This is a genomic window from Micromonospora sp. WMMD956 (assembly GCF_029626125.1).
GTDB lineage: Bacteria > Actinomycetota > Actinomycetes > Mycobacteriales > Micromonosporaceae > Micromonospora > Micromonospora carbonacea.
Map to the genome: position 1 here is coordinate 3,838,933 of NZ_JARUBI010000005.1, position 23,166 is coordinate 3,862,098.

At 74.0% G+C, this 23,166-nt stretch carries 23 protein-coding genes and 1 pseudogene; 16 read left to right on the forward strand and 8 right to left on the reverse strand.

Going from position 1 to position 23,166, the window contains the following annotated elements; all coding sequences use genetic code 11:
* Positions 1–185 precede the first annotated feature (185 nt).
* The 4 genes from O7628_RS17695 to O7628_RS17710 are packed head-to-tail and all read left to right on the forward strand — an operon-like array spanning position 186 to position 4,901.
* Positions 186–2,036: a phosphoenolpyruvate carboxykinase (GTP) gene (locus O7628_RS17695; RefSeq protein WP_278132022.1), complete on the forward strand. Its 1,851-nt coding sequence runs from the start codon at positions 186–188 to the stop codon at positions 2,034–2,036.
* A gap of 31 nt (positions 2,037–2,067) precedes the next feature.
* Positions 2,068–2,931 carry a hypothetical protein gene (locus O7628_RS17700; protein WP_278132024.1) on the forward strand — a complete coding sequence of 288 codons (864 nt, stop codon included), beginning with the start codon at positions 2,068–2,070 and terminating at the stop codon, positions 2,929–2,931.
* Between the two features lie 25 nt (positions 2,932–2,956).
* A complete protein-coding gene (locus O7628_RS17705; RefSeq protein WP_278132026.1) occupies positions 2,957–4,099 on the forward strand; it encodes a geranylgeranyl reductase family protein in 1,143 nt (380 codons plus the stop codon).
* 31 nt (positions 4,100–4,130) lie between these two features.
* Positions 4,131–4,901, forward strand: a complete 771-nt coding sequence (locus tag O7628_RS17710; RefSeq protein WP_278132028.1) for an isoprenyl transferase — start codon at positions 4,131–4,133, stop codon at positions 4,899–4,901.
* Positions 4,902–4,943: 42 nt separating this feature from the next.
* On the opposite strand, the gene otsB is transcribed toward O7628_RS17710, so the two are convergent.
* From otsB to O7628_RS17725, 3 genes are all read right to left on the reverse strand, one after another.
* Complete coding sequence (gene otsB / locus O7628_RS17715) at positions 4,944–5,768, reverse strand: trehalose-phosphatase (RefSeq protein WP_278132029.1); 825 nt, start codon at positions 5,766–5,768, stop codon at positions 4,944–4,946.
* Between the two features lie 69 nt (positions 5,769–5,837).
* Positions 5,838–6,191, reverse strand: coding sequence for a hypothetical protein (locus O7628_RS17720; protein WP_278132031.1), 354 nt, complete (start codon positions 6,189–6,191; stop codon positions 5,838–5,840).
* 160 nt (positions 6,192–6,351) lie between these two features.
* Positions 6,352–6,792 (reverse strand): XRE family transcriptional regulator, encoded by a 441-nt coding sequence (locus tag O7628_RS17725; RefSeq protein ID WP_178063379.1) that lies wholly within the window; start codon positions 6,790–6,792, stop codon positions 6,352–6,354.
* Positions 6,793–7,057: 265 nt separating this feature from the next.
* Between O7628_RS17725 and O7628_RS17730 the strand changes: the two are divergent.
* The 6 genes and pseudogenes from O7628_RS17730 to O7628_RS17755 all read left to right on the forward strand — a co-directional run.
* Positions 7,058–7,375, forward strand: a pseudogene (locus tag O7628_RS17730) (hypothetical protein); the annotation flags it as partial.
* Positions 7,376–7,476: 101 nt separating this feature from the next.
* A complete protein-coding gene (locus O7628_RS17735; RefSeq protein WP_278132034.1) occupies positions 7,477–7,887 on the forward strand; it encodes a hypothetical protein in 411 nt (136 codons plus the stop codon).
* Positions 7,888–8,232: 345 nt separating this feature from the next.
* Positions 8,233–9,642, forward strand: coding sequence for a PhoH family protein (locus tag O7628_RS17740; RefSeq protein ID WP_278132035.1), 1,410 nt, complete (start codon positions 8,233–8,235; stop codon positions 9,640–9,642).
* A 285-nt stretch (positions 9,643–9,927) separates the two neighbouring features.
* The gene (locus tag O7628_RS17745; protein WP_278132037.1) at positions 9,928–10,626 is read left to right on the forward strand and encodes a lytic transglycosylase domain-containing protein; all 699 of its coding nucleotides are present in this window, start codon (positions 9,928–9,930) and stop codon (positions 10,624–10,626) included.
* A 136-nt stretch (positions 10,627–10,762) separates the two neighbouring features.
* Positions 10,763–11,419 carry a rhomboid family intramembrane serine protease gene (locus tag O7628_RS17750; protein WP_178063381.1) on the forward strand — a complete coding sequence of 219 codons (657 nt, stop codon included), beginning with the start codon at positions 10,763–10,765 and terminating at the stop codon, positions 11,417–11,419.
* Between the two features lie 203 nt (positions 11,420–11,622).
* Positions 11,623–12,591, forward strand: coding sequence for an NAD(P)/FAD-dependent oxidoreductase (locus O7628_RS17755; RefSeq protein WP_074476692.1), 969 nt, complete (start codon positions 11,623–11,625; stop codon positions 12,589–12,591).
* Between the two features lie 11 nt (positions 12,592–12,602).
* On the opposite strand, the gene O7628_RS17760 is transcribed toward O7628_RS17755, so the two are convergent.
* Positions 12,603–13,295: a TetR/AcrR family transcriptional regulator gene (locus O7628_RS17760; protein ID WP_278132039.1), complete on the reverse strand. Its 693-nt coding sequence runs from the start codon at positions 13,293–13,295 to the stop codon at positions 12,603–12,605.
* A 144-nt stretch (positions 13,296–13,439) separates the two neighbouring features.
* On the opposite strand from O7628_RS17760, the gene O7628_RS17765 reads away from it, so the two are divergent.
* Positions 13,440–14,390 carry an NAD-dependent epimerase/dehydratase family protein gene (locus O7628_RS17765; protein WP_278132040.1) on the forward strand — a complete coding sequence of 317 codons (951 nt, stop codon included), beginning with the start codon at positions 13,440–13,442 and terminating at the stop codon, positions 14,388–14,390.
* Between the two features lie 78 nt (positions 14,391–14,468).
* Here the strand turns inward: O7628_RS17765 and O7628_RS17770 are convergent, their stop codons facing one another.
* Both O7628_RS17770 and glpX read right to left on the reverse strand, forming a co-directional pair.
* Positions 14,469–15,440, reverse strand: a complete 972-nt coding sequence (locus O7628_RS17770; RefSeq protein WP_278132042.1) for a DMT family transporter — start codon at positions 15,438–15,440, stop codon at positions 14,469–14,471.
* On the reverse strand, positions 15,437–16,468 hold the full coding sequence (gene glpX / locus O7628_RS17775; RefSeq protein WP_043961901.1) for a class II fructose-bisphosphatase: 1,032 nt from the start codon (positions 16,466–16,468) through the stop codon (positions 15,437–15,439). The genes O7628_RS17770 and glpX overlap by 4 nt, the downstream gene beginning before the upstream one ends.
* Before the next feature lie 216 nt (positions 16,469–16,684).
* On the opposite strand from glpX, the gene O7628_RS17780 reads away from it, so the two are divergent.
* The 3 genes from O7628_RS17780 to O7628_RS17790 all read left to right on the forward strand — a co-directional run bounded on the left by O7628_RS17780 (position 16,685) and on the right by O7628_RS17790 (position 19,731).
* Positions 16,685–17,332, forward strand: a complete 648-nt coding sequence (locus O7628_RS17780) for a DUF4245 family protein (RefSeq protein ID WP_278132046.1) — start codon at positions 16,685–16,687, stop codon at positions 17,330–17,332.
* Positions 17,333–17,919: 587 nt separating this feature from the next.
* Positions 17,920–18,723, forward strand: a complete 804-nt coding sequence (locus O7628_RS17785) for a hypothetical protein (protein ID WP_278132048.1) — start codon at positions 17,920–17,922, stop codon at positions 18,721–18,723.
* A gap of 165 nt (positions 18,724–18,888) precedes the next feature.
* Positions 18,889–19,731 carry a hypothetical protein gene (locus tag O7628_RS17790; RefSeq protein WP_278132050.1) on the forward strand — a complete coding sequence of 281 codons (843 nt, stop codon included), beginning with the start codon at positions 18,889–18,891 and terminating at the stop codon, positions 19,729–19,731.
* 135 nt (positions 19,732–19,866) lie between these two features.
* Here the strand turns inward: O7628_RS17790 and O7628_RS17795 are convergent, their stop codons facing one another.
* Both O7628_RS17795 and xseA read right to left on the reverse strand, forming a co-directional pair.
* Positions 19,867–20,091, reverse strand: coding sequence for an exodeoxyribonuclease VII small subunit (locus tag O7628_RS17795; RefSeq protein WP_178063387.1), 225 nt, complete (start codon positions 20,089–20,091; stop codon positions 19,867–19,869).
* A gap of 42 nt (positions 20,092–20,133) precedes the next feature.
* Positions 20,134–21,354 carry an exodeoxyribonuclease VII large subunit gene (gene xseA, locus O7628_RS17800; RefSeq protein ID WP_278132053.1) on the reverse strand — a complete coding sequence of 407 codons (1,221 nt, stop codon included), beginning with the start codon at positions 21,352–21,354 and terminating at the stop codon, positions 20,134–20,136.
* Positions 21,355–21,447: 93 nt separating this feature from the next.
* Between xseA and O7628_RS17805 the strand changes: the two genes are divergently transcribed.
* Together O7628_RS17805 and O7628_RS17810 are read left to right on the forward strand one after the other, a co-directional pair.
* On the forward strand, positions 21,448–22,437 hold the full coding sequence (locus O7628_RS17805) for a 4-hydroxy-3-methylbut-2-enyl diphosphate reductase (protein WP_178063388.1): 990 nt from the start codon (positions 21,448–21,450) through the stop codon (positions 22,435–22,437).
* Positions 22,438–22,580: 143 nt separating this feature from the next.
* Positions 22,581–23,018, forward strand: coding sequence for a hypothetical protein (locus O7628_RS17810; protein WP_278132055.1), 438 nt, complete (start codon positions 22,581–22,583; stop codon positions 23,016–23,018).
* The last annotated feature ends 148 nt before the right edge of the window (positions 23,019–23,166 follow it).

Here is a 23,166-nt window from a genome sequence, read left to right on the forward strand (position 1 = left end):
TATCAGATCGCGATGCCGCAGCGTGACCGCACCTTGTGCAGTTCTTCACAACCAGTCCCACTGACTCGCGACGTCGCCCGGTTTACGCTGAGGCCAATCCCAGGTTTCCACGAAGGCGACGCCTCGCGCCGTCACCACTCGTGCATGCCACAGACCGGTCAGCGTCGACCACAAGGAGATGTGTCATGGTTGCTCCGGCCACCGTTCGGGGGATCGATCAGGCCCCGACGTCCCACCCCAAACTGCTCACCTGGGTTCGTGAGGTAGCGGAACTGACCACTCCCGACCGGGTCGTCTGGGTGGACGGGTCCGACGAGGAGTGGCGTCGCCTCACCGACGAACTCGTCGCCAACGGCACCCTGATCCGGCTCAACCCGGAGAAGAAGCCGAACTCGTTCTACGCCCGCACCGACCCCTCCGACGTCGCCCGTGTCGAGGAGCGCACGTTCATCTGCTCGGTGGACTCCGCGGACGCCGGCCCCACCAACAACTGGATGGCGCCGGCCGAGATGAAGCGGACGATGACGCAGCTCTACCGCGGCTGCATGCGCGGCCGCACCATGTACGTCATCCCGTTCTGCATGGGCCCGGTCGAGGCCGAGAACCCCATGTTCGGCGTCGAGATCACCGACAGCCCGTACGTGGTGGCCTCGATGCGCATCATGACCCGGATGGGCGCGAAGGTCCTGGCGGCGATGGGCGACGACGCGGACTTCGTGCACGCCCTGCACTCGATCGGCGCCCCGCTCGCGCCCGGCCAGCAGGACGTGGCGTGGCCGTGCAACGAGACGAAGTACATCTCGCACTTCCCGGAGACCCGGGAGATCTGGTCCTACGGCTCCGGCTACGGCGGCAACTCGCTGCTCGGCAAGAAGTGCTACTCGCTGCGGATCGCCAGCGTGATGGGCCGGGACGAGGGCTGGCTCGCCGAGCACATGCTGATCCTCAAGATCACTTCGCCGGAGGGAAAGGTCTACCACGTCGCCGGGGCGTTCCCGTCGGCCTGCGGCAAGACCAACCTGGCCATGCTGGAGCCGACCGTCCCCGGCTGGAAGGTCGAGACCATCGGCGACGACATCGCCTGGATGCGGTTCGGCCCGGACGGCCGGCTCTACGCGGTCAACCCGGAGTACGGCCTGTTCGGCGTCGCCCCGGGCACCGACTGGAAGACCAACGCGAACGCGATGCGCACGCTCGACCGGGGCAACTCCATCTTCACCAACGTCGCCCTCACCGACGACGGCGACATCTGGTGGGAGGGCATGGGCGAGCCGCCGGCGCACCTGGTCGACTGGAAGGGCAACGACTGGACGCCGCAGAGCGAGGGCCTCTCCTCGCACGCGAACAGCCGGTTCTGCACCCCGATCACGCAGTGCCCGATCCTCGCCGACGACTACTACGACCCCAACGGGGTGCCGATCGACGCGATCCTGTTCGGCGGCCGGCGGCGGGACACCATTCCGCTGGTCACCGAGGCCCGGGACTGGGTGCACGGCGTCTACCTGGGCGCGACCCTGTCCTCGGAGACCACCGCCGCCGCGTCCGGCGCGGTCGGCGTGGTGCGCCGCGACCCGATGGCGATGCTGCCGTTCATCGGCTACCACGCCGGCGACTACTTCCGGCACTGGATCGAGATGGGCAAGGGCACCGACGGCGACGAGGCCAAGCTGCCCAAGATCTACTACGTCAACTGGTTCCGCAAGGACGCCGAGGGCAACTTCCTCTGGCCGGGCTTCGGCGAGAACTCCCGGGTGCTCAAGTGGATCATCGAGCGGATCGAGGGCCGCGCCGACGCCGTCGAGACCCCGATCGGCATGGTCCCGGCGCAGGACGCGCTGGACGTCGACGGCCTCGACATGACCCCGGAGGACGTCCGGATCGCCCTGAAGGTCGACCCGGACGAGTGGCGCGAGGAGCTGCCGCTGGTCACCGAGTGGTTCGAGAAGTTCGGCGACAAGCTGCCCGGGGTCCTGTGGGCCGAGCTCGACGCGCTGCGCGCCCGGCTCGACCAGGAACAGCCCCGCCGACAGGTGTGACGCTTGCCCGCACCGGGCACCATCGGATGCCATGAGGACGGCCGCCGTGACCACCGAGGTCCGGCGGCCGTCCGCCGTCCGGGCCCTGACCACCCTGCTGGCCGTCACGGCGGCGGCCACCGTCGTGGTCGAGCTGCTCAACTGGTGGTACGCCCCGGAGCAGGGCTTCGGGCTGGCCGTGCGCACCGGCTGGGCGATGCTGCGCTCGCTGGGCTTCCTGCTGCTGATCGGGCACGTGCGCCGGGGCCGCGCCCTGGCCCGGCCGTTCGGGCTGATCCTCGCCGTCACCACCGTCTTCGCCGTCGGCCGCCTGGTCGTGCCGAGGCAGGGCGTGCCACCGCTGCCGGGGCTGCTCGGCTTCGCCCTGCTCACCGGGCTCTGCGTGGCGGTCGTCTGGCTGCTCTACCGCTCCGACGCCGTCGCCGGCCACCTCGTCCGGCACCGTAGGGGCCTCGTCGTCGAGGGCGGGACGATCGCCTGGCGGGAGGTCGCCCCGAAGCGGCCGCCGGTCACCGGCTGGCTGCTGACCAGCCGGGCCGCCGCGTTCACGTACAGCCCGCTGATGCTCGTCCCGGCCCTGGTGGCCGTCGGCGTCGTGTTCGACGGCCGGCCGGCTGTCGTCCCCGCCGTGCTGTTCTGGTTCGCCGCCGGGATCGCCGTCAGCTACGCCGTGCTGCTCTGCACCGCCTTCCTGTTGCGCGGCCGGCGCTGGGCCCGCCGCCTGCTGGTCGCGGTCACCCTCGGCGTGCTCGCGGTGGACCTGCCGTTGTGCTGGTGGCTGCTCGGCGTCGACGGCCTGGTCCGCGACGGCGCCCCGTTGCTCGCCGCCGCCGTCCTGGCGTTGTACGGGTTGTGGCGCGCCGGCCGGGCGGAGGCCACGCCGACGCCGGGCTGAGCCGCGCGGGACAGGGGGAGACGCCGTGGGAGACGAGTACGACGTGGCGGTGGTCGGGGCGGGACCCGCCGGCGCGGCCGCCGCGCTGGCCGCCCGCCGGGCCGGCGCCCGGGTGCTGCTGCTGGACCGGGCCGACTTCCCCCGGGACAAGGCGTGCGGGGACGGCGTCGCCGCGCACGCGCTGGACGTCCTCGCCCGGCTGGGCGTCGCCGGGGCCGTCGACGGGTACGCCCCGCTGCCCCGGATCCGGCTGGTCGGCCCCGGCGGCGACGCGGTGGCGCGGGCGCTGCCCCGGCCCGCGTACACGGTGCCCCGGAAGGTGTTCGACGCCCGGCTGGTGGCGGCGGCGGTCGCGGCCGGCGCGGAGCTGCGCCGGCACGCCGTGCGGCGGGTCGAGCAGCGCGGCGGGCGGGTGGTGCTCGACGGCGAGATCGCCGCGCGGGCCGTGGTCGGGGCGGACGGCGCGGCGTCGGCCGTGCGGCGGGCGCTCGGCCACCCGGTGAACCCGGACCGGCACCTGGCCCTGGCGATCCGGGGGTACGCGCCGGCCCGCCCCGGCCCGCCCGAGCAGCTCATCGTCACCTCCGGCCCGCGCTGGCCGGCGTACGCCTGGTCGTTCCCGATCGGCGACGGGCGGGCGAACGTCGGGTACGGGGAGGTGCTGCGCGGCGAGCCGCTGACCCGGGCGCACCTGCTGGACCGGCTGGCCGCGCTGCTGCCCGGCACCGATCCGGCGACGGTGACCGGGCTGCGCGCCCACCACCTGCCGCTGTCCACGCACCGCCCGCCGCCCGGCCGGGGGCGGCTGCTGCTCGCCGGGGACGCGCTGTCGCTGATCAATCCGTTCACCGGGGAGGGCATCTTCTACGCGCTGCTCTCCGGCGCGCTGGCCGGCGCGGCGGCGGCCGGCGACCCCGCCCACGCCGCCGCCGGCTACGCCGCCGCGCTGCGCCGCCGCCTCGGCGTACACCTGCGGCACAGCTCGGCTGCGGCCTGGCTGGCCCGCCGCCGGTGGGTCGTCGACGCGGCGGTGCGGGCGGCCCGGCGCGACGAGCGGGTCTTCGGCACCGTCGTCGAGTTGGGCCTCGGCGACGGCCGGCTGGACGCGCGGACCCTCGCGATGATCGGTGCCGGTCTCTCGGCGCGGCATCGGCCACCGGAGGGCTGAAGCGCGCGCGGGGTCGCTACTCTGCAAGGTGATGACTCTGCGGAATCTCCTCTACTCCGTGTACGAGCGGCGGCTGACGGCCACGCTCGCGGGCAAGCCGGTGCCCCGGCACGTGGGCGTCATGTGCGACGGAAACCGCCGCTGGGCTCGGGAGATGGGCTTCGTCGACCCGAACGACGGGCACCGCATGGGCGCGGAGCGGATCAAGGAGCTGCTGCGCTGGTGCGACGCCGCCGGCGTGGGCCACGTGACGCTGTGGCTGCTGTCGACGGACAACCTGTCCCGCCCGGCGGAGGAGCTGGACCCGCTGTTGCAGATCATCGAGGACCTGTCGACCGAGCTGGCCGAGGAGGGCAACCCCTGGCGGCTGCGCATGGTCGGCGCGCTCGACGTGCTCCCGGCGCACCACGCGACGGCGCTCAAGGCCGCCGAGGAACGCACCCGGCACCGCACCGGCGGCGCGCAGGTCAACATCGCCGTCGGATACGGCGGCCGGCGCGAGATCGCCGACGCCGTCCGCTCGTTGCTGCACGAGCACGCGGCGGCCGGCGGCACCATCGAGGAGCTGGCCGAGACCCTCGACGTCGACCACATCTCCGAGCACCTCTACACCCGGGGCCTGCCCGACCCGGATCTGATCATCCGGACCAGCGGCGAGCAGCGCCTGTCGGGCTTCATGCTCTGGCAGTCGGCCCACTCGGAGTTCTACTTCTGCGAGCTGAACTGGCCCGACTTCCGCCGGGTCGACTTCCTGCGCGCCCTGCGCTCGTACGCCACCCGGCAGCGCCGCTTCGGCGTCTGACCCGCCCCCCGGTGGTGCCCGCCCCGACCGGGCGGGCCCGGCTCACCTGAGCCGGGGGAGGGCCTCGGTGAGGAAGTCGCCGAGTGCGGCGGGGGAGTCGATGGTCAGGTCGGCGGCCTCGGCGACCTCGTGGCCGGTCTCCGGGTTGGCCACGGCCACGCAGACCCCGAGGAACTCCGGGTCCGCCGCCGACCGGGCGCGCAGCGCCGCGAACGCCTTGATGTCGGAGACGTCGTCGCCGAAATACCATGCCCCGCCGGCGTCCCGGACCACCTCGCCGATCACCATGCCCTTGTCGCGGTCGACCGGGGGCTTGATCTCCAGCACCATCCGCCCGGCCTGCACGCGCAGCCCGAGCCGCTCGGCCTGGGCCTGCCCCCACTCCTCCACGACCTCGCGGAGCTGGGGCGCGGTGCGCCAGTGCAGCGCCACGGAGAGCCGCTTGAACTCCACCAGCGCGCCCGGCGGCAGCTCCGCGCGGGCGAGGTCGGCCAGCTCCTGCATGGTCGGCACCCAGGGCAGCGCCGCGGGCTCGGTGACGGTCTCGCCGCCGGAGTGGCTGTGCTCCAGGCCGTAGAGGCCGTAGAGGTCGACGCCGGCCAGCCCGCCGAGGTGGTCGCGGAGGAACTCCACCGGGCGGGCGGAGACGATGGCGACCCGGCGCACCAGCGGCGCGAGGGCCTCGATCGCGGCCAGCACCTTCGGCGCGGGCTGCACGGCGGTCGGGTCGTCGTCGACGGGCGCGAGTGTGCCGTCGAAGTCGAAGAAGAGGACGGTGTCGGACGCCCGGCCGGCGGTCGCCTGCCAGGCCTGGTCGGCATCCAGCGGGGTCTTCGGCTGTTGGTTGCCCAGATTCAACGGCGGCACGCGCGACAGCGTACCCCGGCGCGGGCCACTCATTCGTGGTCGAGACGGGGCGCTACGGCCAGGAACAGGTCAGCGTTCGGCGGCCCCCCGGCCCCGGCGTCCGAACGGCAGGACGTCGGCGTCCTGACCGTGGCTGAGCAGGTAACCCTCCACGAATCCGGCGTTGCGGTCGCCGGTGCGCGTCTCGATCTCGGTGAGCCGGGCCACCAGGAACTCGGTGAGCGCGCTGACCCGGTCGTCGAGTCGTTCGTGCAGCTCGGCGACGACGGCCAGGACGACCGCGGTGCCGGCGGTGGTGAGGGCGAGGAGGTTGGCGACCACGGGAAGCTCCCCGCCGCCGACGACGCCGATCACCACGTTGCCGGTCAGGGCCGAGGTCAGCGCGACCGCCGCGACCACGACTGCGAACCACTTCAGGGTCATGGACAGACCCCTCCTTCTGTCCCGCAGGGCTGGGTTCGGCCTTGTCCCGCCCCCCGCCGATGACGAGCCCAAGCAGTACGGATAGGACGCTAGCGTGCCCGTTCCGGCGCCGGAGCGAAACGATTGGGTACGGACCGCCGTTCTTTCGCCATCTGAGGAACTAGCCCGCCCGATTGCCCCTTTTTCGGACATCTGTCGGGAGACTTGGGCGATACGCGAGGTATCTGATGGTTTCCCGGATGTGGAACTTCTCCGCGTCCGAGACGTTCGGGTCGACGAGCCGGCGCAGCAGCGCCTCGACGTCCGGGTCCATCGGGGGCGGCGCGGTGGCCGCGCGTTGGGTGGCGGCACGCTCCCAGCCCAGCGCCGCGAAGGCGGTCGTCGGGTTGAGCCCGAGCCCCTCGCAGAAGGCGACCACCCGCTCGGCCTCGGGGTCGCTGGCCCAGTCGCCGCGCACCCAGCGGTTGATGGTCTGCCGGGAGACCCCGGTGCGGCGGGAGACCTCGGTGCCGCTCCAGGCGCGCATGGCCCGGGCGTCGTCGAGGGCCCGGCGGACGAAGGCGGCGAAGGCGATCTTCCGGGCGTGAGCGCTCTCGGTCACCCCGTGACGGTACGGCCAGCCGGATCCACTGGGGACGCCGGGCACGGTGTTGTCACGTGAATGAGACACGCGTAACTGGTCGCCAGTGGCCGTTCGTGAGGGCGATTCCACGGCGTATCACCTGCGTAGGATAGGAGTGCGTCAGTGTCGGGGTAATGGGACGAAAAGCTGATACTGTCACGCCCATGGGACAGTTTACCGTGTGTCACGTGCACGAGACGACTGGTGCTCGCCTGCGTCCCTTCCCCGTCCTCAGGGGGGCGCGGTGACCGAACTCGCCACCCGTGAGCAGGCGTTCGGCCTGGTCGCGGAGGGAGTGGCCGCGGGACTGAGCGCCCCCTGGCGGCTCTACCTCGCCCGCGGCTGCCGCTACCTGTCGCTCAACGTGGGCGACCGGGCGGAGTGGGACGCCTGGCGGACCCACCTCAACTGCCCGGAGCTCAGCGTCCGGGTCTACGACGCCGGTGGCGAGATCCGGCGCTGCTCCGTCGCCGAGCTCGTGCTGGACGGCTGCCGGATCAGCGTCGAGCTGGTCGAGGAGGTCAGCACGGACGACCTGGAGCGGCTCCTGGTCGCCGACCCCGCCGACGCCGGAGCCGATCCCGCTGACGCCGGAGCCGATCCCGCCGACGCCGGTGCCGACCGCACCGACGCCGGCCCCTCCGGCATCGGGCCGGAGGAGCGGTGAGCCCCTTCGTCGCGGTCGTCCTCGTCCTCGTCCTCGGCTCGGCCAGCTACGCCGCCGGGCGGCTGCACGGCCAGCTCAGCTACCGCATCGGCTACCGGTTCGGCTACCGGCAGGGCTACTTCGACGGTGACCGGGGCGCCTGGAACCGCCGCCGCGAGGCCCAGGCCGCCATCGCCTCGGCCCTCGCCGGCCCCCCGCCGGCCGTCCGCTCCGGGCCGAGCGCGCGGCAGGGCACCACGTACACCGGCTCCGCCTTCGCCGCCTCCACCGCGCCCGTCCCCGGCCCGCCGGCGAGCCCGGCCGGCGTCGTCGCGGCCACGGCGGGCGCCGGCGTCCGGGCGGCGACCGGGGCCCCGGCGGCGGTCCGCGGGCGGCAACCGGCCGTCCTGGTCCGCTGGCAGAACTGAGCCCGCCGACGACCCGGTGCGCCGTCCGCGGCGGACGCGCACCGGCGGGGGCCACCTCAGACCGGTGACGGTGGTGCCACCGGCCGGGATGCGCGCAGGGGGCATGCATCCCGGCCGGTCCGCCGTGCCCGTCCACCGGTCCGACTCCCGAGATCCACGGGTCAACCTCTAGCCGGGACGCCGTGGCGGGGCTAGCGTCTAGTCATGGCGCGGGATCTCCCCCGGGCCAGCCGGCCAGCCCGGATCTGCGACCTCGCGCACGGGGCCCGCATCCGACCCCGTGTCCCCGGGCACCGGACGAGGCGGAACGCGGGTGGCCGGGTGCCCATCCGCCGGAGCAGGCCTGTGACGACTCGCCGTACCCCCGCCGGTGCCGACCAGACCCCGGCCGCGACTGCCACGACCCGCCGTGCCACCCGGAGCCGCCGCGCGGCGACCCCGGTCGAGCCCGAGGAGCCCCGACCAGCCGGCCAGGCGTTCGTCCTGGACACGTCGGTCCTGCTCTCGGACCCGGCGGCCTTCCACCGGTTCGCCGAGCACGAGGTGGTCCTGCCCCTCGTGGTGATCTCCGAGCTGGAGGGCAAGCGGCACCACCCCGAGCTCGGCTGGTTCGCCCGGCAGTCCCTGCGCATGCTGGACGAGCTGCGCGTGCGCCACGGCCGGCTGGACCGGCCGGTGCCCGCCAACGACGCCGGCGGCACCCTGCGGGTGGAGCTCAACCACACCGACGACGGCGTGCTGCCCCCCGGCTTCCGCAACGAGTCCAACGACGCCCGGATCCTCTCGGTGGCGCTCAACCTGGCCGCCGAGGGGCGCGACGTGACCCTGGTGAGCAAGGACATGCCGCTGCGGGTCAAGGCGGCCTCGGTCGGGCTGCGCGCCGACGAGTACCGGCACGGCCAGGCCAGCGACCCGACCTGGACGGGGATGTCCGAGCTGGCGCTGGGCGACGAGGAGATCTCCGCGCTCTACGCCGGCGAGACCCTCGACCTGGACGGCGCGGCGGGGCTGCCCTGCCACACCGGTCTGGTGCTGCACTCCGGGCGCGGCTCCGCCCTCGGCCGGGTGCTGCCCGACAAGACGGTCCGGCTGGTCCGGGGCGACCGGGAGGCGTTCGGCGTGCACGGCCGCTCGGCCGAGCAGCGGGTCGCCCTCGACCTGCTGCTGGACGAGTCGATCGGGATCGTCTCGCTGGGCGGGCGGGCCGGCACCGGCAAGTCGGCGCTGGCGCTGTGCGCGGGCCTGGAGGCGGTGATGGAGCGTCGCCGGCACAAGAAGGTGATCGTCTTCCGCCCGCTGTACGCCGTCGGCGGCCAGGAGCTCGGCTACCTCCCCGGCTCCGAGACGGAGAAGATGTCGCCCTGGGCGCAGGCCGTCTTCGACACCCTCGGCGCGGTGGTGCACGAGAACGTGCTGGAGGAGGTCATGGCCCGGGGGATCCTGGAGGTCCTGCCGCTCACCCACATCCGGGGCCGCAGCCTGCACGACGCCTTCGTCATCGTGGACGAGGCCCAGTCGTTGGAGCGGGGCGTGCTGCTCACCGTGCTCTCCCGGATCGGCCAGGGGTCGCGGGTGGTGCTCACCCACGACGTCGCCCAGCGGGACAACCTGCGGGTGGGCCGGCACGACGGCGTGACCGCGGTGATCGAGACCCTGAAGGGGCACCCCCTGTTCGCGCACGTCACGCTCAACCGCTCGGAGCGGTCGCCGATCGCGGCGATGGTGACGGATCTGTTGGAGGAGATCCCGTTCTGACCGAGATCATGCCTGTCTAGTCACCCTTTAGCGTGATTCTGCCTGTGGCCCAGATCACAATTGGGGCTGGTGGTTTCCCATCAGACTCACTGTGCGCAATGGTGTCCATCGAGCGTCCACGCACCGCCAAGATCATCCGTTCCCGTCGGGCACCCGACGGCGGTGAGCGGCCCGGGTGAGTGCGTCGGCTGCGACCGGCAGGGTCGGGGCGCTCACGGCGCGGGCCGGGTCCCTCCTCGGGCCAGGGTCGCGCCGTGTCCTTGCCCCCGACGAAGGGACCACTTCGTGAGTCGGCTGTGGAGCCGGTTCGGCGCCCGTACCGCCGCCGTCGCGCTGCTCTCCGTGGGCGTTGCCGGCGGCTTCTATCTGGGCGAAGACCGGGAAACCCAGCAACAGGGCCTGACCGCGCAGGTCGGCCTCCAGGTGGACCAGGCCGAGTTCGACTACCAGCGCGAGCGGCAGGCCCAGCACCGGATCGTCTCCGCCGAGAAGCGGGCCGCCGAGTACCAGGCCGAGAAGCGGGCCGCCGCGGCGGCCAAGGAGGCCGCCGACCGGGCCCGCGAGGCCGAGGCGGCGTCCCGCAAGCGCGAGCGCGAGGCCGCGGCGAAGAAGGCCGCCGAGAAGGCGGAGGCCAAGGCGAGCAAGCCGTACGACGGCCCGATCCCCGCCTCGTGCAACGAGTACGGCGGCAACCGGAAGATCGGCTGCGCGCTGATGATCGACGCCGGCTTCGGCATCGACCAGTTCCCGTGCCTGGACAAGCTCTGGACCAAGGAGAGCGGCTGGAACCCCAGGGCGCACAACTCCTCGTCCGGCGCGCACGGCATCCCGCAGGCGGTGCCGGGCAGCAAGATGGCCTCGGTCGGCGACGACTGGGAGACCAACCCGGCCACCCAGATCAAGTGGGGCCTCGGCTACATCAAGGGCCGCTACAGCTCGCCGTGCTCGGCGTGGAGCCAGTCGCAGAGCGAGGGCTGGTACTGATCCGCTGAGCACCGCTCGACCGCGCACCGCGACGGCGGGGCGGGCGCCTCCCCGGCGCCCACCCCGCCGTCGTCGTTTCCCGACGGTCCCGCCGCCCGGGTGGCGGTCGGGCGGGAATGCTGATAGCTGTTTGGGCATGACCCTGCACGACGGCCCCCCGGGCGGCGACCCGCGACGCTTCGGCACCGAGGCCTTCTACGCCTCGATCGGCCGCGCCTTCGTCGCCATGTGCGCCGTCGTGCCGGTGCTCTTCCTGGTCGAGGCCCTCGACGCCGGTCTCGGCATCGACCTCGACCTGGCCGGCGGCATCATCCCGCGGCACATCGACGGGCTCGACGGGGTGCTCTTCTCGCCGTTCCTGCACGCCGACTTCAACCACCTCTACAGCAACAGCGTGCCGCTGATCCTGCTCGGCACCTTCGTGCTCGCCGCGGGATTCCGCCGGTTCATGTGGTCCACCCTCGTCATCGTGCTGGTCAGCGGGCTGGGTGTGTGGTTCACCGGCTCACCCAACTCGGTCGTGGTCGGGGCCAGCGGCGTCATCTTCGGCTACCTGGGCGTCCTGCTCACCCGGGGCGTGGTCGAGCGGAGCTGGTGGAACTTCGCCGTCGTGCTGCTGGTCGGCCTGCTCTACGGCTGGCAGCTGCTCGGGATCCTCCCCACCGACGAGCAGATCTCCTGGCAGGGCCACCTGTTCGGGCTGGTCGGCGGCGTGGTCGCCGCGATCCTGTTCCGGCGACGCCGGGCCGAGGACGACCCGTACGACCTGGACACCCCGCCCCTGCGGGCGTAAGGAAGGGCCCCCTGTTAACGCCTGCGGTAGAGAAGGGCACCCTTCTCACCCGCACGCCGGGCCGTCCGCCGGGCCGCGCTCACCCGCCGCCGGGCCGCGCCCGGCCCGTGTTCGACGTGGGACGGTGCTTGATCCGGACCCGGCGCGCGCCTACCGTCGGCTTCAGCACGCGTTGATCCGTGAGCGGAAAGCGACGGTACGCCATGCCCGAGGTCGATGTCGCAGTGATCGGTGCGGGCCCGACGGGGCTCTTCGCCGCGTACTACGCCGGGTTCCGGGGGCTCTCCGTCGCCGTGGTCGACGCGTTGCCCGAGGCCGGTGGCCAGATCACCGCGATGTACCCGGAGAAGCTGATCCTCGACGTGGCCGGGTTCCCGGCCGTCAAGGGGCGGGACCTGGTGGCCAACCTGGTCGCCCAGGCCGCGCCGTTCCAGCCGAGATACCTGCTCGGCACCCGGGCCGAGAAGCTGTCGCACACCGACGGCCGGCCGGTGCTCGGCCTCGCCGGTGGCGAGCAGCTCACCTGCGGGGCGGTGGTCGTCACCGGCGGCCTGGGCAGCTTCACCCCGCGCCCGCTGCCGGTCGCCGACAGCTTCACCGGCTCCGGGATCGTCTACTTCGTGCCGGAGCCGGCCGCGCTCGCCGACCGGGACGTGCTGATCGTCGGCGGGGGCGACTCCGCGTTCGACTGGGCGCTGGCGCTGGAGCCGCTGGCCCGCTCGGTGACCCTGGTGCACCGGCGGGAGCGGTTCCGCGCCCACGCCGCCACCGTCGCCCGGGTGCAGCGGTCGGCCGTGCGGATCGTCGTCAACGCCGAGGTCACCCGGCTGCACGGCGACAGCGCGGTGACCGCCGCGGAGATCACCGTGAAGGGCGCACCGCCCGAGACGCTGCCCGTGGACACGGTGGTGGCCGCCCTCGGATTCACCGCCGACCTCGGCCCGATCGCCGAGTGGGGGCTGCGGCTGGACCGCCGGCACATCCTGGTGGACAGCGCGATGGCCACGAACCTGCCCCGGGTCTTCGCCGCCGGGGACATCACCGAATACCCGGGCAAGGTGCGGCTCATCGCCACGGGCTTCGGGGAGGCCGCCACGGCGGTCAACAACGCCGCCGTCGCCATCGACCCGTCCGCCCACCTCTTCCCGGGCCACTCCTCCGACGCGCCCTGACCGCGCCCCGGTCAGCGGGGCAGGCCGATGAGGTCGGCCAGCAGGTCGGTCTGGTGCGCGAAATACTCGGCGCGGTGCGGCAGGGTGCGGTCGATCCGGCCGAACAGCTCGAAGCTGATCAGCCCGAAGAGCTGCGTCCAGCCGGCCAGGCAGCGGGCGAGCAGCGCCTCGGGCAGCCCCGGGGCGAGGGCGGCGGCGATCTCCGCGAGGTCCGCCCGCAGCGGCTCGGGCAGCTCGCCGGGGTCGGGGGCGGCGATGCGGCCGGCGGCCAGCCCGTCGCGGACGATGCCGAGCAGCACTGCCGGCGGGCGCATCGCCGGCCCGAGCGTGTCGTCCGGCGCGGCGTATCCGGGCACCGGGCTGCCGTAGAGCAGGGCGTACTCGGCGGGGTGGGCCAGGGCCCAGCCCCGGGCCGCCCGGCAGGCGGCGTGCCAGCGCCCGCGCGGGTCGAGCCGGTCCGCGCCCGCGTCGGCCGCCTCCACGGCCGCTCCCAGCGCGTCGTACGCCTCGATGATCAGCGCGGTGAGCAGGTCGTCGCGGCTCGGGAAGTATCGGTAGAGGGCCGAGGAGACCATGCCCATGTCCCGGGCGACCGCGCGCAGGCTGAGGTTGCCGCCGTCGGTGGCGAGGTGGCGGCGGGCGACGGCCTTGATCTCGTCGAGCATCTCGGCGCGTACGCGGGCGCGGATCGAGGGGGCGGGCATGCCCTCACTCTGCCACGTGGGAGAGCGCGGATCAATTTAGAGAGCGATGCTCTTGACGCGCGGGTGCCCGACGGCCATGCTGGGGTGCAGCAGATCGAGAGCGATGCTCTCGTTTCGTACCCCTGATTCGAAGGGTGACCTGTGATGCCACTGCATGTGATCGTCGGCGCCGGACCCGTCGGCACCGCCACCGCCCACCTCCTCGCGGCCGCCGGCGAGCGGGTCCGGGTGGTCACCCGGCGCGGCACCGGCCCGGAGCACCCGGCCGTCGAGCGGGTCGCGGCCGACGCCGCCGACCCGGACCGGCTCGCCGCGCTCACCGACGGCGCGGTCGCCCTCTACAACTGCGCCAACCCGGCCTACCACCGCTGGGCGACGGACTGGCCGCCGCTGGCCGCCGCGCTGCTCACCGCCGCCGGGCGCGCCGGGGCCGTGCTCGCCACGGTCGGCAACCTCTACGGGTACGGGCCGGTCGACGGGCCGATGACCGAGGACACCCCGACGGCGGCGGGCGGCACGAAGGGGCAGGTCCGCAACCGGATGTGGGCCGAGGCGGTCGCCGCCCACCGGGCGGGGCGGGTCCGGGTGACCGAGGTGCGCGGCTCCGACTACCTCGGCGTCGGCGCGCTGTCGGTGCCGATGATGCTGCTGCCCCGGGTGCTCGACGGACGCCGGGTGGTGCTGCCCGTCGACTTCGACGCCCCGCACACCTGGACGTACGTCGACGACGTCGCGCGCACCCTCGTGCGGGCCGCCGCCGTCGAGCGCGCCTGGGGACGGGCCTGGCACGTGCCCAGCCCGCCCGCCGTCTCCGCGCGTGAGCTGGCCGCGCGGGCCGCCGCCCTGGCCGACGCCCCCGCCCCCAGGCTCACCCGGCTGCCGTACCCGGCGCTGTGGCTGGGCGGGCTGGTCAACCCGTTCGTGCGGGAGTTGCGGGAGACGGCGTACCAGTTCGACCGGCCCTTCCTGATGGACTCGACCGCGGCCACCGCCACGCTCGGCATCGAGCCGACCCCGCTGGGCAGCGCTCTCGCGCAGACCGTCGCCGCCCTACGCGCCGCCCCCACCTCCGCCCCCCGTCGTCCGCTGCGCTGACCGGATCGCTGCGGCGGCGGGGAGCTGCGGTGAGAAGGGTGACCTTCTCTACCGTAGGCGTTAACAGGGGGCCCTTCCTTACCGGCGGGCCGGAGGCCCGAGGGCGGCCAGCAGCGCGGCGAACAGGGTGAGCGCGGCCCCCAGCAGCGTGTGCACCCCCGGGTGCGACGCCGTGGTCGGCAGCGCCACGTCCAGCAGGGCGGCCCCGACGACCTGCCCGGCGATGGTGGCCAGGCCGAGCAGCAGCACCCCGGTGAACCGCACGACGGCGGCGGCCACCGCGATGAAGACGATGCCGACCGGGCCGCCCAGATAGAGCCACGGCTCGGCCGGGAGGCCGCCGCCCGGCAGGCCCCGGACGGCCACCTCCACCACGAACGCGGCGAGCAGCACCGCGGTACCGACGGCGAAGTTGACGAGCGTCGCGGCCAGGGCGCTGCCGGTGGTTGCCCGGACCCGGCCGTTCATCGCCTGCTGCCAGGCGACGCCCACCCCGGCCAGCAGCGGCAGCAGCGCCAGGCCCAGCGTGCCCGGGTCGCCGAGCCGGCCGCCGACGGCCAGCACCACGGCCAGCACGGTCAGCGCCGCGCCCACCAGGCGGTTCGGGGTGACCGGCTGCCGGCCGGCGGGGCCGAGCCCGGCCCGGTCGACCAGCAGGCTGCTGCCGGACTGCCCGGCGACCGCCGCCACGGTGAACACCGCCACGCCGAGCGCGCCGACGGTCAGCCCCTGGGCGGCCACGAAGAGCGCCCCGCACGCGCCGCCGAGGCACTGCCACGGCCGCAGCGCACCGCCGACCAGGCCCGCCCGCAGCGCGACCAGGCCCCGCCGCCCGGCGGGGGTGGCCGGCACCAGCACCAGCAGCACCAGCAGGCCCACGCCGAACGAGAGCACGGCGGCGGCGATCCCGTCGGCCAGGCGTACGCCCAGCTCGCCGTTGATCCGGGACTGCACGGCGACGGCGACCCCGGAAGCGGTGGCCAACCCGACGCCCGTGATCCGGCGGGCGGTCGGCAGGGTCGGCGGGGACGCGGTCCCGGTGGCCGTCACTCCTGCTCGGCGAGCGGGCGGCCGTCGAAGTCGACGGCCGAGTACAGCGCCAGCTTTTCCAGCCGGTGGTACGAGTCGATCACCCGGATCGTGCCGCTCTTCGAGCGCATGACGATCGACTGGGTGTACGCCCCGCCGGCCCGGTAGCTCACGCCCCGCAGCAGGTCGCCGGAGGTGACCCCGGTCGCCACGAAGAAGCAGTTGTCGCCGGTGACCAGGTCGTCGGTGAACAGCACGCGGTCCAGGTCGTGCCCGGCGGCGAGGGCCTTCTCCCGCTCCTGCGCGTCGCGCGGCCAGAGCTTGGCCTGCATGACGCCGCCCATGCACTTGAGGGCGCAGGCGGCGGTGATCCCCTCCGGGGTGCCGCCGATGCCCATGAGCACGTCGACGTCCGACTCGCCCCGGGCGGCGGCGATCGCGCCCGCGATGTCGCCGTCGGAGATGAACCGGATGCCCGCCCCCGTGCGGCGGATCTGGGTGACCAGGTCGTCGTGGCGGGACCGGTCCAGCACGCAGACGGTGACCTCGGACACGTCGGTGCCCTTGACCTTGGCGATCCGGCGCAGGTTCTCGGCCACCCCGGCGTTGATGTCGACCACGTCGGCGTACTCCTGGCCGACGGCCAGCTTCTCCATGTAGAACACGGCGCTCGGGTCGAACATCGCCCCCCGCTCGGCCACCGCGAGGACGGCGAGCGCGTTGGGCATGCCCTTGCTCATCAGGGTGGTGCCGTCGATCGGGTCGACCGCGACGTCGACCTCGGGGCCCGTGCCGTCGCCGACCTCCTCGCCGTTGAAGAGCATCGGCGCGTTGTCCTTCTCGCCCTCGCCGATCACCACGACGCCCCGCATCGGGATCGAGTTGATCAGCTTGCGCATGGCGTCGACGGCCGCCCCGTCGCCGCCCTCCTTGTCACCCCGCCCGACCCACCGGCCGGCGGCCATCGCCGCCGCCTCGGTGACCCGGACCAGGTCGAGGGCGAGGTTGCGGTCGAGATCCTGGGGGGTACGCGTCCTCGTGCTCGTCATGACGGCCTCCTCCTCGCGACGTTGCGGGGTGGACCGGCGGCCTGCGGCCGTCGCCGCCGCCGGCTCTGCCGCTGATCCTCACACGCTGATCAACCTATCGCCGGGCCGGGGCGCTGGTGGCCACCTTCCCGGCAACCGGGCGTGGGACGTATCACCCCGGTCACTCCCGCGGTGGCGGTTCGCGGCGGAGCGACCCGGGGCTGGAACAATGGCCGGGTGGATCCCGCCCAGCCCGCCGAGCCCAGCCCCGCCGAGCCGACGCCGTCGACGCCGAGCCAGCCGACGCAGAGCGAGCCGACACCGGGCCCGGCGACGCAGAGCCAGCCGACACCGGGCCCGCCCGGTCGGGAGAAGGCCCGGTCGGAGCGGTCGCCGAAGGACATGGCGATCTCCCTGCTGGTCCTGCTCGTCCCGATCGCCCTGCTGCTCGCCTTCTACCGGGGCTTCCTCGGCGGCGACCAGCCGAGCACCGTCGACCCGGCCCCCGCCGTGGAGCAGGCCCGGGCGGCCAACGCGTTCCCGGTGAGCCAGCCGGCCGGGCTCGACGACGACTGGCGGACGGTCAGCGCGAGCTACCGCACGGTGGAGGGCGGGTCGAACCTGCGGATCGGTTACCTGACCCCGGAGGGGCGGGGCGCCCAGCTGGTGCAGAGCAACGTGCCGCCGGAGCGGCTGCTGCCGGCGGAGCTGACGGCCGAGGGGCAACCCCAGGGCCCGACCGAGGTGGGCGGGCGCAACTGGCAGCGCTACACCGCCCGGGGCAACGAGCAGGCCCTGGTGCTGCTCGAACCGGGCCGCACGGTGATCGTCGTCGGGGACGCCCGGGAGAACGAGCTGCGCCGGCTCGCCGACTCGGTGAGCTAGCCAGCGGTACGGCACCGCGCCACACCGTGTCCCGCGGCCCCGCGCCGTGTCGCGTCACGCGGCCCTGCGCCCGTCCGCGGCGCGCGGGGCCCTCTTGGCCTGCCGTGCTGTGCTGCCGTGCCGTTCGGTCCACGGCAGCGGCGCTCCGGGCTCGACCTGGTCCGCGCCACCGACGAGCCCGCGTCGCGCAGAGTGGTTCTCGCCGCCCGGCGACCTACCTGACCCGCGTATCCCTTTGCTCTGCACCTCAATACGCAACGGTTACGCAGCGCGACGCGGGTGCCGTCTCGTTCGCTCCGGCCGCCGCACGTTTGTCCAGCTCGTAGACGTGATGCTTGCGTGGGTGCAGAGCAAAGGGGGCGGGTTGTGTCTGGTGAGGCGGCGGGGCGCTACGGGGAGTCAGCTTGACCGCTCGCCCTGGATGACTAGGCGGTTGTCACGCAAAGTGATTCGATCGGGGCGGCGGGCCGGGGCCGGCGGGGGACGGCGGGCGTCCGACCTTTCCGTTAGGCTGCCCCGGCTCGACCCCGGCCGCGCGATACGGCCGGGCAGCCTTTCCGGAAAGAGAACGACGTGATCATTCGACGGTGGAGCGCCGGCGTCCTCGCCGCCGCCCTTTTCGTCCCGGCCTGACCGCCTGCAACAACTCGCCGGCCGCCGAGCCGGCCGCCGGTGGGGCCGCCGCCCCGGTCGCGCCCGCCGACCCCAAGGAGGCGCTGCTCGCCTCCACCAGGGAGCTGAGCAAGGGCAACTTCACCTTCGCCATCAGCGGCGGCGAGTTCGACGGCAGCGGCACGGTGCACATGCCGTCGAAGAGCGCCGAGATGAAGATGACCGGGGGCGACGCCGCCACCGAGGACTTCTCGATGGACATGCACCTCGTCTTCATCGACACCGAGAGCTGGGTGAAGCTGGACCTGGCGGGCCCGATGGTCGACGCGATCCCCGGCGCGAAGGAGCGCAAGGGCAAGTACCAGCACCTCGACCGCTCGAAGATCAAGGACGCCAAGGACCTCCAGTTCGACTTCTCCGACGTCGACCCGGCCGGCAGCGAGGCGCTGACCAAGGCGGTCACCGACGTGAGGAAGACGGGCGAGGGCACGTACGAGGGCACCCTCGACGCGACCAAGGTCACCGACTCGGACGTGCTCGACGCCGACATCGTCAAGGGCCTGGCGGACAAGGCCGGCGCCGTGCCGTTCACCGCGAAGCTCGACGCGCAGGGCCGGCTCGTCGAGTTCCTCGTCAAGGTGCCGGCCACCGGCTCCGCCAAGGCGCAGGACCTGAAGGTCACGTACGCCGACTACGGTGCCGCCACCGCCGTGCCGCAGCCGCCGGCGAACCTGGTGGTCGAGGCCTCCGACGACGTCTACGAGATGTTCAAGGGCTGATCCGGCGCGGTGGGGGCGGCATCCGCCGTCCCCACCGACGGACGGCGGGTCGGCCGGACCGGGCGGGGATTGCGGAACCCGGCGACAGGGAACAGGAAGGGAACAGAAGCAGACGTTCCCTTCCGGCGCCCACGCGGACCGGACGACCCACTTGGAGAGGTGCACGTGACCATTCGACGCTTCAGCGCGGCGGTCTTCGCCGCGACGCTGCTCACTCCTGGTCTGGCGGCCTGCGACAGCACCGGGACCGGCGAGGCGGGGGCCTCCGCGTCCCCCACGGTCTCCGGCAGCGCGGCCCCCGGCAGCGCCTCGCCCGGCACGGCCGACGCCAAGCAGGCCCTGCTGAACTCCACGAACGAGATCCGCAACGGCAACTTCCGGTTCACCATGACCGGCGTCGGCACCACCGCCGAGGGTCAGGTGCACCAGCCCAGCCAGAGCGCCCAGATCAAGCTGAGCATCGGCGACGCCTCCTCGGACGTCTCGATGAAGCTCGACCTGGTGCACCTCAAGCCGGACAGCTGGGTCAAGCTCGACCTCGGCGGCCAGGCGGCCAAGCTGCCCGGCGTGCAGGGCCTCAACCTCGGCAAGTACCAGCACCTCGACCAGAGCCGGATCAAGGGCAACCGCAACCTGGGCTTCGACTTCGAGAAGGTCGACCCGGCCGGCAGCGAGGTGCTGACCCAGGGCGTCACCGAGGTGCGGCAGACCGGCGACGGCGCATACGCGGGCACCATCGACGTGTCGAAGGCCGCCGAGGCCGGCTCGCTGAACGCCGAGCTGATCAAGGCGCTCGGGCAGCAGGCCCAGTCCGTGCCGTTCACCGCCAAGCTGGACCCGCAGGGCCGGCTCAGCGAGCTGGTCGTGCAGATCCCGGCGGCGGGGCAGAACAAGGCCCAGGACATCCGGATCACGTACGCCGACTACGGCGCGGCCACGGCCGCCCAGCGCCCGCCGGCCGACCAGGTCGTCGAGGCCCCGAGCGAGCTGTACAACCTGTTCAACTGACGCCGGCGCGTGCCTGTCGGGGCGGCGGTGCGCCGCCCCGCAGCCGTGCCCCTGCCGCCAGCCGTGCGGCTGTCGAGCCCCTGGCCGGCTGCCGTGCCCCGCGGCCGCCGAGTCTCCTCGGCCGCCCTGCCGGCGTCAGGCGTCCGGCTGCCGCCGGGCCGCGTCGATGCGGGCCCGCGCGCCGTCGAGCCAGCGCTGGCAGACCTCGGCCAGCTTCTCGCCGCGCTCCCACAGCGCCAGCGACTCCTCCAGCGAGGTGCCGCCCGTCTCCAGCCGCTCCACCACCGTGGCCAGCTCGGCGCGGGCCTGCTCGTAGCTGAGCCGCTCGTCCGGCCCGGCGTTCTTCTCGTCGTCAGTCATCCGTCCCATCCCAGCACATCCCGCCCCGCGGTCGCGCGCGGCTCAGCCGTCGACCGTGGCGGCCAGCGCGCCCTCGGCGAGGCGGACGCGCAGCGCGTCGCCTCGGCTCACCTCGCCGGCCGACCGCACCACGTGGCCGTCGGCGCGCTGGACGATCGCGTAGCCCCGCTCCAGGGTCGCGGCGGGGGACAGGGCGCGCAGCCGGGCCAGGGTGTGCCGCAGCTCGTCCTGGGCCGCGCCGAGCCGGTGGTGCAGGGTGCGCCCCGCCCGCTGGCGCAGCGCGGTCACGTCGGCGGCCCGCTGCTCCACCATCACCTGCGGCCGGGCCAGCACCGGGCGGGACCGCAGCCCGTCGAGGCGGTGCGCCTCCCGGTCGACCAGGTTGCGGACCGCGCGCTCCACCCGCTGCCGGGCCTGCCGGATCAGGCGCAGCTCCTCGGCCAGGTCGGGCACGATCCGCTTCGCGGCGTCCGTCGGGGTGGAGGCCCGCACGTCGGCGACGTAGTCGACCAGCGGCGCGTCCGTCTCGTGGCCGATGGCGCTGACCACGGGGGTGCGGCAGGCGAAGACCGCCCGGCACAGCGCCTCGTCGGAGAACGGCAGCAGGTCCTCGATGCCGCCGCCGCCCCGGGCGATGACGATCACGTCGACGGCCGGGTCGGCGTCGAGGACCTTCAGCGCGTCGACGATCTGCGGCACCGCGCCCGGCCCCTGCACGGCCACGTTGACCGTGCGGAACTCGACCGCCGGCCAGCGCCGTTGGGCATTGGTCAGCACGTCCCGCTCGGCGGCCGAGGCGCGGCCGGTGATCAGCCCGATCCGGCCCGGCAGGAACGGCAGCCGGCGCTTGCGGGCCCGGTCGAACAGCCCCTCGGCGGCCAGCAGCTTCTTGAGCTTCTCCAGCCGGGCCAGCAGCTCGCCGAGGCCCACCTGGCGGATCTCGTCGGCGCGCAGGCTCAGCGTGCCCCGGGCGGCGTAGAACTCGGGCTTGGCGTGCAGCACCACCCGCGCGCCCTCGCGCAGCTCGGGGGCCCCGGCGTCGAGGACGTCCCGGTTGGTGGTGACCGTGAGGCTCAGGTCGGCCGACGGGTCGCGCAGGGTGAGGAAGACCGTGCTGGCCCCGGGCCGCCGGCTGATCTGCGCCACCTGCCCGTCGACCCACACCCAGCCGAGCCGGGCGATCCACGCGCCGACCTTCTGGCTGACGACCCGCACCGGCCACGGCTCGTCGGAGCTGCTGCGCCCGCTCTCATCCGCACTCACGCCCCCACCCTACGGACTACCCCCGACGGCCGGGCGGTCCGCGTACCCCATGATCATCCGGGGTGGGGCGGACCCGGCACGTACGATGGGCGGGTGACTCAGGCTGAGACGACTCCCCGGACCGGCAAGCGCGTGCTCCTGGCCAAGCCCCGCGGCTACTGCGCGGGCGTCGACCGGGCGGTGCAGACCGTCGAGGAGGCGCTCAAGCTCTACGGCGCCCCGATCTACGTGCGCAAGCAGATCGTGCACAACAAGCACGTGGTGCAGACCCTGGAGGCCAAGGGCGCGATCTTCGTGGAGGAGAACGAGGAGGTGCCCGAGGGGGCCACCGTGATCTTCTCCGCCCACGGCGTCGCCCCGGAGGTCTACGAGCAGGCGCGGGCGCGCTCGCTGAAGGCCATCGACGCCACCTGCCCGCTGGTGACGAAGGTGCACCAGGAGGCCAAGCGGTTCGCCGCGGAGGACTACGACATCCTGTTGATCGGCCACGAGGGGCACGAGGAGGTCATCGGCACCGCCGGTGAGGCCCCCGCGCACATCCAGCTCGTCGACGGCCCGGACGACGCCGACAAGGTCACCGTGCGGGACCCGAGCAAGGTGGTGTGGCTCTCCCAGACGACGCTGTCGGTCGACGAGACGCTGGAGACCGTGGCCCGGCTCAAGTCCCGGCTGCCGCTGCTCCAGTCGCCGCCCAGCGACGACATCTGCTACGCCACCTCCAACCGGCAGCACGTGGTCAAGGAGATCGCCCCCGACTGCGACGTGGTGCTCGTCGTCGGCTCGCGCAACTCCTCGAACTCGGTCCGGCTGGTCGAGGTCGCCCTGGACGCCGGGGCCCGCGCCGGCCACCTCGTCGACTTCGCCCACGAGATCGACGACGCCTGGCTGGAGGGGGCCCGCACGGTGGGCCTGACCTCCGGGGCCAGCGTCCCCGACGAGCTGGTCCAAGAGGTCCTGGCGCACCTCGCGGCGCGGGGCTTCACCGACGTCGACGAGGTGGTCACCGCCAACGAGCGGCTGACCTTCTCGCTGCCGCAGGAGCTCAAGCGCGACATGAAGGCCGCCGCCGCGGCCCGCGCCTGACCGCCCGTGCCGGTCCGGTCCGCCCCGGCCCCGCTCCGGTCCGCCCCGGCCCCGCTCCGGTCCGCCCCGGCCCCGCTCCGGTCCGGTCCGTGCCGCGCCGTGCGGCCGGGGAACGGATCAGCGGCGGGCAGCGTCTGATCGGCATGAAGACTCCTCGGACCATCGTCGCCGCGCTGGTCACCTGCGCGGCCCTGAGCGCCTGCGGCGGCCAGGGCACCGGTGACGGCAGCCCCGCCCCCAGCCCCTCTGGAGGAGCCGCGGTGACCGACACGCCCAGCGCCGACCCGGCCGACCCGGCCGCCCCGTCCGGCTCGACGCCCCCGGGCCGCCCGAGCCTCCCGCCGAAGCCGGGCGGCCCCAGCGTCCCGCCGGGCGTCGGTGCCACCACGCTCACCGGCACCGTCGAGGCGGGCGTGGAGCCCGGCTGCCGCCTGCTGGACGGCTACCAGCTCGTCGGCGGCCCCGCGGACGTGCTGGCCGCCGGTGCCAAGGTCGAGGTCACCGGCCGGGCGCAGCCCGACCTGCTCACCACCTGCCAGCAGGGCATCCCCTTCGTCGTGGAGTCCGCCCGCCGGGGCTGACCCGCGAGCCGCGCGGGCCGCGCGGGCTGCCCGGCGGCGGCCGGTGCGCGGTGGCCCGGGCGGTATGGCGGCGGCCGACGGCAGGAGCCCGCCCCCGCCGGGGGCGGGGACGGGCTCCTGTGGTGAGGCGGAGGGAAGGTCAGGCGGC